The 14,108-nt window shown below is 52.2% G+C and carries 13 protein-coding genes; 3 read left to right on the top strand and 10 right to left on the bottom strand.

All coding sequences use genetic code 11. The annotated features are described in order from the left end of the window. Nucleotides 1–471: 471 nt before the first annotated feature. The 7 genes from AADB16_RS05430 to AADB16_RS05400 form a co-directional block, all read right to left on the bottom strand. Nucleotides 472–2,484: an AAA family ATPase gene (locus AADB16_RS05430; protein ID WP_410801869.1), complete on the bottom strand. Its 2,013-nt coding sequence runs from the start codon at nt 2,482–2,484 to the stop codon at nt 472–474. Then, nucleotides 2,465–2,839 carry a hypothetical protein gene (locus tag AADB16_RS05425; protein ID WP_410801867.1) on the bottom strand — a complete coding sequence of 125 codons (375 nt, stop codon included), beginning with the start codon at nt 2,837–2,839 and terminating at the stop codon, nt 2,465–2,467. The genes AADB16_RS05430 and AADB16_RS05425 overlap by 20 nt, the downstream gene beginning before the upstream one ends. A gap of 14 nt (nt 2,840–2,853) precedes the next feature. Further along, nucleotides 2,854–3,048 (bottom strand): hypothetical protein, encoded by a 195-nt coding sequence (locus tag AADB16_RS05420; RefSeq protein ID WP_410801865.1) that lies wholly within the window; start codon nt 3,046–3,048, stop codon nt 2,854–2,856. An 88-nt stretch (nt 3,049–3,136) separates the two neighbouring features. Continuing rightward, nucleotides 3,137–3,820 (bottom strand): hypothetical protein, encoded by a 684-nt coding sequence (locus AADB16_RS05415; protein ID WP_410801863.1) that lies wholly within the window; start codon nt 3,818–3,820, stop codon nt 3,137–3,139. Nucleotides 3,821–3,822: 2 nt separating this feature from the next. Next, nucleotides 3,823–4,098: a hypothetical protein gene (locus AADB16_RS05410; protein WP_410801861.1), complete on the bottom strand. Its 276-nt coding sequence runs from the start codon at nt 4,096–4,098 to the stop codon at nt 3,823–3,825. A 31-nt stretch (nt 4,099–4,129) separates the two neighbouring features. Continuing rightward, entirely contained in the window at nt 4,130–5,416 is a 1,287-nt protein-coding gene (locus AADB16_RS05405) for a tyrosine-type recombinase/integrase (protein ID WP_410801859.1), read from the bottom strand. A 300-nt stretch (nt 5,417–5,716) separates the two neighbouring features. Next, nucleotides 5,717–7,441 carry a diguanylate cyclase gene (locus tag AADB16_RS05400; RefSeq protein ID WP_410801857.1) on the bottom strand — a complete coding sequence of 575 codons (1,725 nt, stop codon included), beginning with the start codon at nt 7,439–7,441 and terminating at the stop codon, nt 5,717–5,719. A gap of 201 nt (nt 7,442–7,642) precedes the next feature. Here AADB16_RS05400 and AADB16_RS05395 point away from each other — a divergent pair, with 201 nt between their 5' ends. Next, nucleotides 7,643–8,758, top strand: coding sequence for a sterol desaturase family protein (locus AADB16_RS05395; RefSeq protein WP_410801855.1), 1,116 nt, complete (start codon nt 7,643–7,645; stop codon nt 8,756–8,758). A 9-nt stretch (nt 8,759–8,767) separates the two neighbouring features. On the opposite strand, the gene AADB16_RS05390 is transcribed toward AADB16_RS05395, so the two are convergent. Further along, nucleotides 8,768–8,923, bottom strand: a complete 156-nt coding sequence (locus AADB16_RS05390) for a hypothetical protein (protein WP_309043763.1) — start codon at nt 8,921–8,923, stop codon at nt 8,768–8,770. A 231-nt stretch (nt 8,924–9,154) separates the two neighbouring features. Between AADB16_RS05390 and AADB16_RS05385 the strand changes: the two genes are divergently transcribed. After that, nucleotides 9,155–9,547 carry a globin gene (locus AADB16_RS05385; protein ID WP_309043764.1) on the top strand — a complete coding sequence of 131 codons (393 nt, stop codon included), beginning with the start codon at nt 9,155–9,157 and terminating at the stop codon, nt 9,545–9,547. An 80-nt stretch (nt 9,548–9,627) separates the two neighbouring features. Then, a complete protein-coding gene (locus AADB16_RS05380) occupies nt 9,628–11,373 on the top strand; it encodes a SulP family inorganic anion transporter (RefSeq protein ID WP_309043765.1) in 1,746 nt (581 codons plus the stop codon). A 9-nt stretch (nt 11,374–11,382) separates the two neighbouring features. Here AADB16_RS05380 and AADB16_RS05375 read toward each other — a convergent pair whose 3' ends face one another. After that, on the bottom strand, nt 11,383–12,591 hold the full coding sequence (locus AADB16_RS05375; protein ID WP_410801853.1) for a multidrug effflux MFS transporter: 1,209 nt from the start codon (nt 12,589–12,591) through the stop codon (nt 11,383–11,385). A 178-nt stretch (nt 12,592–12,769) separates the two neighbouring features. Continuing rightward, nucleotides 12,770–13,978: a glycolate oxidase subunit GlcF gene (glcF, locus tag AADB16_RS05370; protein WP_410801852.1), complete on the bottom strand. Its 1,209-nt coding sequence runs from the start codon at nt 13,976–13,978 to the stop codon at nt 12,770–12,772. Nucleotides 13,979–14,108 lie beyond the last annotated feature (130 nt).

Below are 14,108 nucleotides of genomic sequence, written 5' to 3'. Positions count from 1 at the left end.
TTGGCGATGCCAGCCAGCGAATGAAGGCGAGAAATTTTACACCTTTTTTTACACTGTTTACCACCATAGCGCAGCACTGAAAATTTTACCATTAAAGAAAAACATAGACTCACCATGCTCGCATCCCCACCTTAAACGGGTCCTTACCAGCCAGTTAAGCCACCGGGGGGATCGCGGAGCGCGGTATTCGGTTATTTTCAAAAACTCTATAGCACCACAATTCAGTTACTAATCACCGAGTAGTTCAGTTCGGTTCGCATGTTCGGTACCCCTAAAGGGGGGTACACCGAACGAACATTGCGGGACACCGAACCACCGAACCGAACAAAAAAACTCCCCTGTGCCAAACCGCTTGGGACACAAGGGATTCCGGTTATTCGCTTTCCCGAACTATCGAACCGAATAATTCCGAACTTCCAGATGAGGAAAAAAGATAGTTCGGTTGGATTTCCGAACTATCAGAGGGGAGGGTTAATCAAGAATCGGGTCATTCCGATGGATTTTTATCGCTTTGCCTTCCTTGGCCACGGTGATCAATTCCTGAACTTCAAAATGCTTTCTGGCTTCCGATACCCGTGCGGGATTTATTCCCTGACTACCACACCGTTCAACCAACGCTTTGTTGTCCAGAACACCACCGGCGGTTTCATCAATTGCGTGAACCAGAATTTCCCAAATTTGCTTTTGCTGTTTGGACATTGGTGGCTCGGGGTCATCAACGAACTCGTCAGCCTTGACCACTACCGCACTGCTTCCGATTTCTCCCAGATCAACACCGTGAAGCCTCATCAAAACCGATTCGGGTAACTCGGCATCTTTCATTTTTGTTGCCTGTAAGGCGACTGTTCCGCCAGGCCTCGCGTCAACCCGGAGTTCAATATCAACAGCTCCCTTCAGTGCGCTGGCACCACGGGCGCGGTCTTTATTCCCCTGCCCTGTATGGTGAACGATTAAAACGGTGGTATGCAGCTCATGCTTCAGCCGGTCCATATGCTGAACGAACAGCCCCATATCTTTGTTACTGTTCTCATCGAGGCCACCGAAATTTCTTGCCAATGTATCCACTACAATCAGCGCTGGGGTTCCGTGCTCACTGATCAGCCGTCGAATCATCCTCACGATAGCCATCACGTTCTCTTTCTCGGTGAGCGCTACAGCGGTATTGCTCACCATGATGTTTTCCAGCTTCACCCCTCGGTGCTTACACCAGGCGGCAAGCCTGCGGCCTATACCGGCGTGCCCCTCACCAGCGATATAGAAAACCGGCCCCTTTTTTACCGGTAGCCCCTGCCATGCTTCACCGGTGGCGATACAACACGCCATATCAAGGGCAACGAATGATTTACCCACACCGGGTTCACCAAAAAGGATCACCATTGCGTTAGCTTCAATGTACTTCTCTACCAACCACTGAACGGGCGCGATATTGGCTATCAACTCAGCACCAGAAATAAACCGAAAACCACGGCGAACCGGTGCCCGCTCTTTCCGTTCCAATGGTGGCAAGTCATCAAACAGGTTCACCAGTTCCCGCCAATCCGTCAGCACTTTTGCCAGCGTGTATTTCCACAGCCATTCTTTTGCTGATTCCGGGTTGCCTCCCCTTCGATCCAGTGCCGCACTTGCTAAATAGTGTTCCTTATCGGTGAGTACCGTCAGGATCGACTCTTTGTTCACACCGGCATTCACCATTTCACGGCACACGGCAAACAGTGCAGCAGAACGGTCAGGACTTCCGGTAGGATCAGTGTATTTGTCTAACCCTTCACCGTCCCTAATCAGCGCTTTGCAGCTCTCCCCTACCGGCATATCTTCTAACGGCACCAACGGGGCTTCAGAATCCCAATCCAGATCACCGACGGTGTGCTTTTCATCATTGCTAGCGGATTGTCCGAACCAATCTGAATACAGCCTTTTGAGGGGAGCACCGCCTGCTTTAATGGTGCCCAACCCTTCCACCACATCAGCAGTTATCGTGAAGAACCGCCCCTCCTGGTACATTTCCCGGCCTGCTTTGTTGTCGCAGTGACCGACACCGGGCAACTCCCCTTCGCAGATAATGTGCAGACCGGTACCGGATGGAGATCTCTCGGTGAATGATTGCAGTTCATCCACCGCCCGCCGTGCGTCATCTCGCAAATTGCTGGACTCATCAAAACAGTTGTCCAGGTCTACCCCCACGAACGGATCATCAGCGGTGAAGACAAACCCTATCCCCGTGTAACCATCCATCAAATAGGCTTCACAGGCATCGTCAAAGGTGCCCCACGTTTCCGGCCTTTTCGTGCTGGCAGGCTTTCCAGTTTTCGGGTTGTGGGGAACCTTAGTCGTTTTAACGGTGCCATCGCGCTTTGTCATTGCTACGGCTTTCCAAACCACCCATCGCCGGTATTGCTGAAGTTCCTCTGGCACTGCTTCCAGGTTCGGGGGTATTAACCCCGGTGCCTTCTCCGGGGTGGTTTGTTTAGTGTTTGCTGAAGACATCAGACACGCTCCTTACCACCTTCACCTCTACGAGTCTGCCGGGTAACTTTTCAGTCATCGCGGTGTAAAACTTCACCGGAATATCCGCCGGACAAACTTTCCTGATTTTGGGTAATTTCGCATTAGGCCAAGCATTGGAGAACAACCAATCCAGAGGCATGAATACCCGGCCGTTCCTTTCATACATCGGTTGACCATCCGCTTTTGCCTTCTTAATAGCCCGTGCATCTCGCACACACGCACCGCGGGGTGTAATGAACACACGACCCTCCGAGTCCTTCAGGACAATCCTTGTACTTTCTGATACCGGCCAAGACAGCGGCGCTTCAAACGCTTCAACTTGAATAACAGACATGATCAACCCTCCCTCTACGCTTGCTGGCTTTCGGTGCTGCTTTGCGGCTGAGCCACCAGCCGTTCAACGGCATCATCAGGCCAGGCCAGAAAGCGGTTTGGGAGTTTTGTAGGGCGGATACCCATATACGAACCGGTGCGGCATAGTGCAGACCGGATAGTGTTGGGCTTAACGTGCAGTTTTTCGGCGAGTTGTTCTGTAGTCAGCATGACTATGGCTCCTTAGATTGCGTTGCATTCAACGGGAGCCACGATAGCGGAAGGGATTAATGGAAATAGGACAAAAAGTATTTTCCCCCTATTCGTCTGTCTTCTTTCCTTTGGGCCTGCCCTTTTTGATCTTCCACCCCTTTATTTCGGCTGCTTCCTTGCGGTCGCTGTTTACGGCCTTCAGCAGTGCGTCTGAAGATTCGCTATCCGATATCCCCCATTTTTCAGGCCAGGGCACCGGGGAGTCATCAGGAAAATGCGCCCCCTCCTTCCCATCGGTCAGGGCTTCAACAACCTGCCCAACCGCAGTGGGTACAGTCAGCTCTTCCCCCTCTTCCTGTTCGTGCAAATATCGCAACCCATGTACCGTGTTCACTAGGTAGTCTTTAATCGCACGGTCCTTCTTCTCTCGTTTCCGTTTACCATCAAACTCTCGATATCCAAACATAAAAGCCAACCAGTCATCCGCCACCTCGGCCAACTTTAGGACTCTCGGCGGTGTGCATGATGCCTGCCATGCTTGCCCCCAATACTCTGGCACAAACGACAATTCCCCACCGACGAGGGCAAAGCAAATACCATCCGGTGAAAACTCAACATCAAACGCCAGAAAATAGCCTTCAGGTGTTCGCCCCTCCTTTATCGAATCCGCAGTGCCATATAACGCAGCATCGGCAGGGAGCGTAAAAGTTAGAGGGCGGTGACGCGAAGCCCACTCGTCACTCATCACAATATGAATGGGACTCCCCATCAAACGCAGGAACCAAGCCACTCTTACCCCCGCATTCCTTCCAGCCGGTTCACCGCTGTTTCCATCAGCTCTGTCACCCTCCGGTGTGCTTCCAGGGCTTCCCGTATATCCGCCAGCGAGTCAGAAACATAAAGCGGGTCATGCTTCATTTCTTCCTGAATATCATCATCTGACAACATCATCAGACTGAACGCGCCAAGTCTGCCGGATCGTGTTTCCTCTAGCGACTGTTCAAGCTGGCGGGCTTCCTGTTCCGTTACCTCACCGGTGATTGCTACATTGCCTTGTTTTATGGTCATCATCTCCAATTGCCCGACTATCAGGTTTCAGTTACACGGCGCGTAGACGTTTGCCCGCCACCGGTGGTTCAAATTCAATTCCGGCCTGTTCCAGAATCCAGACTTCTATTTTCTCGTGCCATTGTCGCAACAGGTCTAGCGGACGCTGGCGGTAGTGCTTTTCTACGGTGGCGCTAGGCTTGTGTCCTTGGATTTGCGCGACGATACCTGCGGGCACTTCTACCCACTCCGAAAGCGTCCCGAATGACCGCCTCAGACCGTGCAGGGTGAGTCCTTCGATTCCGGCAACCGCTAGCGCCCTTTGGTGTTGTGCCCGTGGTTCTACAAGGTGCCCACGCTTTGACGTTGGACTAGAGAACACCCATTCGTTCCGGCGCGGTAGCGAGTCGATCAGGAAAGCCACATAAGGGGTTAACGGAATAATGCGCTCCCCTTCTACTTTGTCCCGAATAGAAAGACTCTCCCACCGAAAATCAACGTCTGACCATTGCAGGGCTGCCAGTTCACCGCGCCTTGCACCGGTGAGCATCAGGATTTGAAGGTATGCAGAAATAACGGGGTTTTGAATTTGCTGAACGCCATTGAACCAGGCGGGCAACTGTTCACGCTGCAAGCAATCCGTTTTCACCCCTTTGCGGGGTAACGTCTGTTTAGCAATTCGTTTTGAGCAAGCATCAGGGCTACTTAAACCCTGATAACGGGGATTGTCGTCACACCAGTTCAGGAAGGCGCGAAACAGGGCAAACGCTAATCGGGCGCGGGTAGGTCGTGTTTCAACTTCCTTTGCCAGCCATTGCCCCACGGTGCCAGCGTTTATGTCCGCCAGCTTCATTTTCATCAACGGTGCTAATGCACCGGGTTGTGTCTTTCCCTTTCCACGCTGGCGGGGTAAACCACCGGTCTGGCTGATCTTGTGGTGATCCTTCAGGTGAAGCTCACTCCACCGGGGTTTTCTCGCTTCGATATAATCCGACCAAGCATCAGCAACGGTGGCATCAGCCCGTTTTGATTCGCTCTGTTCCTGCTTCAGATCATCAAGGCGCTGTTTCTTTTCTAGGCGTGGGTCAATTCCCTGATCTAGCAGCGTACCCAGTCTACGGGCTTCAGCGCGGGCCTCGTCTATACCCCATGTGCGAACGTCGCCAATGGTTAGCCGGATTGCCTTTTTATCAACCCGCCCCTGATAGATGAAAGCCTTTGTCTTAACGGTGGCACGAACGCCCAATCCTGGCACCGTAGAATCCCAAAGAAAGCATTGTTTCGTATCAGCGGGGCACTTGAAGCTCTCGATCCTTCCAGCCGTCAGATTAACTCGCACCGTGAACCCTTCCCTAAAAATGTAAGCGCCGTGTAAGCACTATGTAAGCAAATTCAGAGAATACCGGTGTATGCGAGTCAATGTAAAGAAGTGTTTTAATTGTCAACTATTAGTTGAATATCATGCAGTTAGTTGTATTTTTGGGAAGTAGATCAACGTCAAAAAATGCTCACTTTTAAGGATTGAAAATCCTCGTGTCGGTGGTTCGATTCCGCCTCCGGGCACCATTAAGAATTCAGATGAAACCCGCCTTGTGCGGGTTTTGTTGTTTCTGAACATCCATTCTTCGCAATTCCGCTTTCAAACCACAAAGCACACGCGGTTTCGCCCGCCTTCTTTAGCTTCGTATAGCGCCTTGTCGGCCCTCTTGACGGCATCCTCCACCGATTCCATGTGACTATTCACTTGTGCAACACCCAAGCTTACCGTAACCCGAATAGTCACGTTTTCGCCGGCTTGAACCACATGCTTCTCAACGCCTTGGCGGATACGCTCAGCACAGCCTTCGGCTTCTGCCTGATCGGCGCCAGGTAAAAGAATCACAAACTCCTCGCCGCCAAAGCGGGCAACCAGATCCCTGCTTCGGCTGAATTTCTGGAAAATGCCGGCCATATCTTTCAAAACCAAGTCTCCAGCGTGGTGCCCGTAGGTGTCGTTCACTGCCTTAAAATGATCGATATCCAGGGCAATAACAGAGACCTGCTCCCCTGTAGTTCTCGCCTGCTGAACCAGATGCTCACCTTCGGTCATAAAAAACCGCCGATTATAAAGCTGGGTAAGCGGATCAGTCGCTGCCTGCCGTTTGAGCTCATCCTGCTGGGACCGGATATCTTCCAGCACTTTGATTCGGTACGAAATGATAAATGCCAGAGTGATCGCTTCCAGCACGATACCAACCCCGACACCGTGGCTGTTGAGGTAATTAGGCTCGATCAGGCCTTTGTAGAACAGCACCGCAAACCCGTTGAACACGACAAAGAAGCTATGCCCCACGAGAAAGAATTTTGCCAAGGGGTGGCCTTTGCGCAATATCGAGAGGCTTACCGAAAAAGTGACCACCATCATCAGTGCTGCCAGGCTGCTTGCGGGTATCAAAGCGCCTTCAATATCGAAGAGGCCGTAAGCGAGGCCTGCAATCAGTAGGGCCAGCAATCCCTTGAGTATTCTATGTTCGGTAACATAAAACTCACGGGTTTCGAAAATCACCATCATGAACAGCACAAGAAAAATCGGCATGGTAAATACAGATAGGTTCAATATGAACACGGCATCTCCGTACATATTGAACGCTTTGGCAAGCAGCCCGTAGGAGAGGGCTATCCAGACAACACCCGAAATGAGGTAGAGGGAGTAGAGCAGGTTTTCTTTCTTGCTGGTGGCGAAGTAGAGCAGGCCGTTATAGAACACCAGCGCCATCATCATCCCCACCAGTAGTGCGATGTCCAGATGCCCACCCACCAAGGCCTTTCGCGAATGCTTGTCGTCGTAAATTTCCGCGGCAAACCACTGGTGTGAGTACAACTGGCTTCGGACAAATAAAACCGCCGTTTCTCCTGCAGGCACCGAGAATGGATAGACTACCGTCCCCCGGTGCATCAATGGGTTGTCACTGGCTTCGTTAAGATCAACCGCCGCCTGACTCACCCAGCCTTGGGAGCCCTCTTCGTAAATATCGATTGCGCGCACCTGGTACGCCATAGGCATGTGCAGATAAAGCGCCTTTTCCTCAGCCCCTGAGTTGTGCAGCGCAATCCGATGCCAGGTTACCGATGCTCCGGTACCAAGAGTGGCCGTGCTGTTTGCTGCCCCGAAAGTCTCCTTACGAGCTTCCTGGTAACTCAGCGATTGTGAGCTATCAACAAAATACCCGACGGAAAAGTCCTTCAGGTGGACCCTGTCACCGCTTACATCCAGGGTTGGCACCGCATGCGCTGCAATACTCACAACCCACAGCAGAATAATGCACACAACAACCCTACAAGCCGCCAATCCAGGGGCAGCGGGGAATTTCATCAGGAGAGGCATGGAGGGTGTCCTTATCCTTGTGCTTGCAAAACAAGTCACCCTGCCCTGCGTTCTTTACCGTCTTGAACTGTATTTAACGGCAATTTTTTAGTCGTGGCTAGTTAGGCCGCGTCTACCAACAAGAAAGTGTCGCATTCGCGCAAGCTTTTGTTTTGATGCCACTGTAACTTCAAACCATCAATAAAAATAATGAGGGTAGTAATGGCTGATCACTTTGTAGCTTTTTCCATTCCGTTTTTCTTGCTGTTTATAGGTTTGGAATCACTGTTTTTCTGGCGTAAAAACCGGACTCCGCTGCGTGTGAACGATAGCCTAACCAACATGAGCTGCGGAATTATCACGCTGATTTTCGAGCTGTTTACAAAAGGTGGCCTGTTCCTGATCTTTGCCTATCTGTCCAACAGGTTCGGCCTGTTTGAATGGAGCATGGGCTCAGCGTTCACATGGATTCTGTTCTTCTTCGTTTATGACTTCTTTTACTACTGGGGCCACCGCGTGTCCCATACCATCAACTTTATGTGGAATGGTCACCTGCCCCACCACCAAAGTGAGGAGTACAATTTTACGGTAGCCCTCCGCCAAGGCGCCCTGCAGGACACATTGGTATTCCCGATCTTTCTTCCAATGGCATTTATGGGTTGCCCAATCGAAGTCTTCGCAACGGTATTGCTTCTGAACAAGTTCTTCCAGTTCTGGATACACACCAAAGCTATTGGCCGGGTACCTCTAATTGAAGGCGTTTTTAACACGCCTTCTGCCCACCGCGTTCACCATGCAGTTAACCCCCGCTATGTCGACAAGAACTATGGCGGCGTGGTCATGTTTTGGGACAAGCTTTTTGGTACCTGGGCAGAAGAGCGGGATGATGAGCCCTGCGTTTACGGTGTGCGCAAACCCTATCGAAGCTGGGACCCGCTAAACGCTCATGTGGATTGGTGGGCAAGGCTTTGGAAAGACGCAGTAAATACCGGAAAGTGGACGGACAAGATCAAGCTGTGGTTCATGCCCACGGGTTGGCGCCCTGCGGATGTCACCGAGAACGATCCGTGGACGCCCTATGATATTGAGAACTATAAAAAGTACGACCCGGAAGTAAGCCTCTGGCAAAAAATCACGGCGATTGCCCTGTTTTTAGCCACCCTCCCTTTGATCAGTCACCTGCTGTTTGAACAGTTCAGCCTGCCCTTGTGGAAAAAGGCCGTGCTTTCGGTGGTGATAGTTGCCTGTCTTTACGGCTGTGCCTATCTACTCAATGGCACTAAGCGCAAGTCCCTTGAAGTAGTGTCATCAAACAGCACAAACGAAGGATTTTCGTAAAACAGCCCTTCAGGCAGCTTTGCGAAAATCCTCCATCCGTCCATTTTTGTCACGGCTGCGGCGATATTTGCTTTTGTCTTCGACCACGCGCATTTGATACTTGGGGGTTTTGAGTTCCCGCTGCACAGCACTGTGCTTTGTGGGGCTTAGCTTCTTTTTCGCCATCGTGATGTCTCCATTGGCATTGTGTTTTAACCCTGCATCTTAGCAGTTACCGAGACTGCAAAGAATATAGGGAAAGACACGCACCTCATAGCCTGTCTGCCTTCTGCTGTATTTAGCGAGCCCTGTGCTTCCTCGTTCGTTTACAAAACTCAACAGAAGAAACGACGGCCAGCCATTACCCTTAGCGCCCTACTCAATTGCCCCCTATTTTTGAAGGACCTCTCAACGCATATGAATAACACCGATCTGGTTTTCCAAAGCTACGGAAGGTGCTGCAACCGTGATGAGTTTTTTATCGATTTTTACGACCATTTCATGTCGAGCGCCGATGCCATCAAGAACCGCTTTGTGAATACAGACATGCCCGCGCAACGGCATCTTCTTCGCCACGGCGTTTTGCAACTGATTCTTACCGCACGTGGTATGCCAGACCGCAAACTCAAAGCACTTGGAGAGAGCCATAACCGCTCAAACCTGAACATCAATCCTGAGTGGTACTCGTTTTGGCTGGACTCGCTACTGAAAACCGTTCGCTTGCATGATCCTGAGTACACCAAAGAACTTGGCGATGCATGGGAAGAGGTGCTGACCCCGGGAATCGATCTGATTCGCGGGGCCTACTGAGCGCCCCACTGATACTTCTTGATTCAGCCCATCGATTTCCACACACTTGAATGCCAGCCCTCAAGCGATAAACTGTTTTTATGCTTTTCAAACTATTGCCTGGCTTGCTCTGGTTGCAAGGATACTCGGCCCACACATTAAGGCGGGACGTGGTATCGGGCCTGGCTATTGGCGTTATGCTAATCCCGCAAAGCATGGGCTATGCGGTGCTGGCCGGCCTGCCACCAGAGTTTGGGCTATATGCGTCGATCTTTCCGCCGCTTTTGTACGCCCTGCTGGGAACCTCCAACAAGATTTCCATTGGGCCGGTGGCACTAGACGCCATTCTTATTCTCTCCGGCCTCAGCGTGCTCGCAGAGCCTGGCTCAGACCAATACCTCCAGCTTGCCATTGAGTTAACCCTGCTGGTTGGCTTGATTCAGTTTCTGTTTGGGGTGCTTCGCTTCGGGTTTATCGCCAACTTCCTCTCCTACCCGGTAGTTGTTGGCTACACCTCGGCTGCGGCCCTGATCATCATAGGTAGCCAGCTCCAAAGCCTGACGGGAGTGCATGTTGATAGCGCCAACGTGCTCGACCTTTGCTACCAACTACTCTTGAACATAGCCAACTGGCATGGCCTTACCGTAGCTATTTCTGTGGCAAGCCTGCTGTTTATATATCTGTGTAAACATCGTGCGCCAAAGGTGCCTAGCGCGCTGATTCTGCTGGTTGGCACCATGCTGCTCTCGGGGCTTTTCCATGCCGGGCAGGCGGGTGTAGAAGTTATCAATTCTGTACCCCAGGGTTTCCCTTCGTTGCAGTTCCCGGATTTTGATCTTGCAAAGCTTGGTGAGCTGCTGCCGGTGGCATTTACCGTAGCCCTGATGGGATTTGTAGGCACCATGTCGATTTGCAAATCCCAGGAATCGCCTAAAGACAAACGCAGCGCCCAACCCAATCAGGAGTTGATTGCACTCGGTTTGGCCAATGCTCTGGGTGCCATGTTTCGCAGTTTTCCGGTTTCAGCCAGTTTTTCTCGTAGCGCGGCGATGCGGGAAGCGGGCGCACTAACTCAGGTGTCCGGGCTCATTTCTTCTGCCTTGATTGCGATCACGGTGATTTTCCTCACGCCTCTGTTCACCGACTACCCCCTACCGAAAGCTGCTCTGGCAGCGATTATCGTTATGTCGGTGTTGGGGCTATTCAAATATAAGGAAATGAAGGCGCTGTTCCGGCAAGACAGAAAAGAGTTTCTGATTCTGCTGGTCACCTTTGTTATCACCATCTTGTTGGGAGTACAGCAGGGTTTGCTGGTGGGCGTAGCGGTATCGCTGATGCTGGTGATTTATAACAGCACAACACCGCACATGGCTGAACTCGGCAAACTTGATGGCGAAGATCTCTATCGCAACATAACTCGATTCGAGAGCACCAGCGTTCGCAAAGACCTGCTTATTTTCCGCTTCGATGCACCCCTTTATTTCGCCAATAAAGACTATTTCAAAAGCCGGCTATACAGCCTTATCAAGAAGCGCCCGGAGGGTGCTTTGAAAGGCGTGATTCTCGATGCTCAATCGGTTAGCAGCATCGATACCACGTCGTTAATAATGCTGGAAAGCGTGATTGAAAATCTGCGGGAACAGGGCATTGAATTCTATCTGGTTAGCCTGATTGGCCCTGTGCGCGACACCCTCACACAATCATCTACACTGGGGCCGTATGTGCTAAATGAGCACATGTTCCCTCAAATTACAGATGCAGTGTTGTACATTGATCAGGGTATTAGCTCCCGCGCTTCGATTGCCAAGCAGAGCAATGCTGCAAAGGCTCGGCGCGCCAAAAGCTAGTTCTGCCAGCTAACCCCAGGCCTGCTTCTTACGCTCAATCGCTGCTGGCCCGCCAGCAGCCAGCACAGCAGCGCCGTAAATGCACACCGCCATAACCAACACGATAGGCAACAAGGCTCCACCAGCCAGGGTGGCTGACAGTGCGCTTATCACGCCCGCAATCGTGAACTGTGCAGCGCCCAACATTGCTGCTGCAGTGCCGCCAAGATGGGGAAAGAACTCCAGGGCATTGGCCATGTTGTTGGGAATAATGGCGCCCATGAACCCAACTGCAACAATAATGCAGCCTGCTATCACCCAGTAGGGTGCGCCCGCCCAAGCGCAGATTACCAGCGCGCTCACAGCAATGGCCTGCAGGAACACGCAGACTCTGAGAATGCGCACGGATTCATATTTGTTTAGCAGGCGACGGTTGAGCAGATTCAAACTTGCCATAGCCACTATATTTGCAGCGAACAGCCCCGAAAACATGGCATTTGAGAGCCCAAACCACTCCTGATAAATAAACGATGCGTGTGTGATAAACACCATCATGGAACTGAAGCACAGCGCTTGCAGCCCAACAAAGCGCATGGTTACACCATGGCGAAGCACCAGCCCATAGTTGGTTACCAGCGTGGCAACAGGGGTGCGTTCTGTTTGGCGGGGAGGTAGGCGCCGAAACAATTGGAAATGCAGAACAACGGCCAGCAGAGCGGCGTAACCTGCCAGCATCAGAAAGATCACATTCCACTCGCTGAAATACAGTAATGCCGAGCCAATAGAGGGTGCGGCCGCAGGTGCAATGAACATGACCAAGCCAATCAACCCGAACAACCGGGCAGCATCCTGACCACTGGTTTGATCGCGAACTATGGCCGGCACGGACACTGCGCAAAACGCCCCACCAATGCCCTGCACAATCCGCCATCCCAGCATGTTTGCAAGGGTTTCAGACTGGGCAACCATATAGGCGGCAATAGCAAAAACCAGCAGCCCAGCGAACAATATCCGCTGTCGGCCATAGCGGTCGGATAATGGCCCGCCCAGCAACTGCGCAAGCCCCAAAGCACCAATATAAGCGCTCAGTGTGAGGCCGACGCCCCCATGGCCCACACCCAACTCATCAGCAATTTCCGGAAAAGCCGGCAGGTATGCATCAAGTGCCAAGGGCCCCAATGCAACGGTCATGCCCAGTAGGACGGCTAGCTGAAGGTGGGACATAGGGGTTGTATTCAAATCGGTATCCAAATGAGAGAGGCCAGGCAGACGCTGCTGAAACCGTGGATTGATTGTTAGCGTGCTTACAACTTAGCAGTCTAGCCCATAGCAGCAAGATACACTCCCTTAGTGACGGAAATCACTGAGGGAGCATCACAATCATCATAAGGAATACAGAGCAGGCTAGCCCTACTACTTATTGATCCAGCAGTTCAATCCAGTGCTGCACAGGCACTTGAGCTTTGGTCTCAAGGTGCATTTGGCAACCTACGTTGGCCGTTACGATGCGGTCAGGATTATCCACGGTCAGCGCTTTGATCTTGTTGCCCAGCAGTTTCTGGCTTAGTTCTGGCTGCAATACCGAATAAGTGCCTGCAGAACCACAGCACAAATGCTTGTCTTTGGTGATGGCCAAGTTGATGCCTGCCTTGGTAAGCACCTGCTCCACAACACCGCTCTGTTTCATTGCATGTTGCAGTGTGCAGGGGCAATGGAACGCAACCTTGCCTGAGGTGTTCTGCACCTTGAGGCTTTCGAGATTCTGATTCAGCAAATATGCGCCAAGGTCGGTGCAGAGCTCACTGACTCTCGCGGCCTTGGCAGAATAGACAGGGTCGTTTCTCAACAAGTGTCCGTAGTCCTGCACCATGGCGCCACAACCAGAGGCGGTCATAATCAGTGCCTCTGCACCAGATTCGATGGCTGGCCACCACGCATCGATGTTCTGGCGCATGCGCTCAAGGCCCTTTTCGTGCTCAGAGAGGTGATAGTTAACCGCCCCGCAGCATCCGGCTTCCGGGGCTTCGACCATGGTGATGCCGAGCTTGTCCAGCACTCGAGCGGCAGCTGCGTTGGTGTTCGGTGTGGCAGAGGGCTGCACGCAGCCTGCCAGCGCCAGAACTATTCTGTTGTGGCTTGCGGCCGGCCAGGGGCTTGCCTGTTTTTTCGGTGGCACTTTGGCTCGCAGTTTGGCGGGCAGTATGGGGGCGAAGGTTTGCCCAAGCTTCAACAAGTTCCCAAACAGTACTCGATTGGGCAGTACTCGCGCCAGGGCCCAGCGCACCCACTTTTCTTTCGGGGGGCGTGGCAGTTCTTTGTCGATAAGGTTGCGGCTGATGTCCAGAAGGCGACCGTACTGAACACCGGATGGACAGGTGGTTTCGCAGCTGCGGCAGGTTAGGCAGCGGTCGAGGTGTTCACGGGTTTTTTCGGTGACTTCGGCGCCTTCGAGGAACATTTTCATGAGGTAGATGCGGCCTCGGGGGCCGTCGCGCTCGTCGTTGAGTTCCTGGTAGGTTGGGCAGGTTGCGGTGCAGAATCCGCAGTGGACGCAAGCCCGCAGTATGGCTTCTGCTTCCTGCCCTTCTGTTGTATTAGCGAACTGCTGGACTAAATTTGTTTGCATATCGTGCCTGCTAAAGCTTCAAAATCGGTGGTGTCGCGATGAGGCGGATAACTCTCTGAAACACGCTGTGAATACTTCCCTGTACGCTTGGCTACGCCATCCATGGCTTCGCACAGTTTCAGAGAGTTAT

Source organism: Marinobacter sp. KMM 10035, from assembly GCF_046537445.1.
GTDB lineage: Bacteria > Pseudomonadota > Gammaproteobacteria > Pseudomonadales > Oleiphilaceae > Marinobacter > Marinobacter sediminicola.
Note: the sequence above shows the minus strand (reverse complement) of the source record. Positions and strands in the feature narration are given on the sequence as shown.